Genomic DNA, 642 nt, shown 5'->3' with positions numbered 1-642 from the left:
ACAGGTGCGACGGCGCTTGCCGGAACGGTTCAGGGTGTTGACCGAGGCCACGTCGACGTTGAAGATGCGCTCCACCGCCTGCTTGATCTCGGACTTGTTGGAGCGCGGGTCGACCAGGAAGGTGTACTTGCCCTCGTCGATCAGACCGTAGCTCTTCTCCGACACGACGGGAGCGATGATCACGTCGCGGGGATCCTTGTTGATGGAGCCGCTCACTGGGCATCCTCCTTCTTGGCGCCGGAAGCCTGGGCCACGTACGCCTCGTAGGCCGCCTGGGTGAACACGACGTCGTCGGAGACGAGCACGTCGTAGGTGTTCAGCTGGTCGGCGTACAGGGTGTGGACCGCGGGCAGGTTGCGGGCGGACAGGGCGGCGACGTCGTCGGCCCGGTCGATCACCAGCAGCACGTTCTTGCGGCCGGTGTTCAGGGACGCGAGGCCCGCCTTGGCGGCCTTGGTGGACGGGGTGGTCCCGGACACGAGGGCCTCGATGACGTGGACGCGGCCGTTGCGGGCGCGGTCCGACAGGGCACCGCGCAGGGCGGCGGCCTTCATCTTCTTGGGGGTGCGCTGCGAGTAGTCACGCGGGGTCGGGCCGTGGACGATGCCGCCGCCGGTCATGTGCGGGGCGCGGATGGAGCCC

1 protein-coding gene and 1 pseudogene are annotated in these 642 nt (G+C 68.5%); both read right to left on the bottom strand.

Going from position 1 to position 642, the window contains the following annotated elements; genetic code table 11:
* Nucleotides 1-216: pseudogene (rplW, locus tag ACFWJO_RS40735) on the bottom strand (50S ribosomal protein L23); the annotation flags it as partial.
* Nucleotides 213-642: 50S ribosomal protein L4 (gene rplD, locus ACFWJO_RS40730; RefSeq protein ID WP_386873440.1), on the bottom strand; the 430-nt coding region annotated here is incomplete at its 5' end. The gene rplD and the pseudogene rplW, both read right to left, overlap by 4 nt.

This window comes from Streptomyces sp. NPDC127092 (assembly GCF_042722475.1).
Taxonomy (GTDB): Bacteria; Actinomycetota; Actinomycetes; order Streptomycetales; family Streptomycetaceae; genus Streptomyces.
The sequence above is the reverse complement of the archived record's forward strand: the minus strand, read 5'-3'. Positions and strand labels throughout refer to the sequence as shown.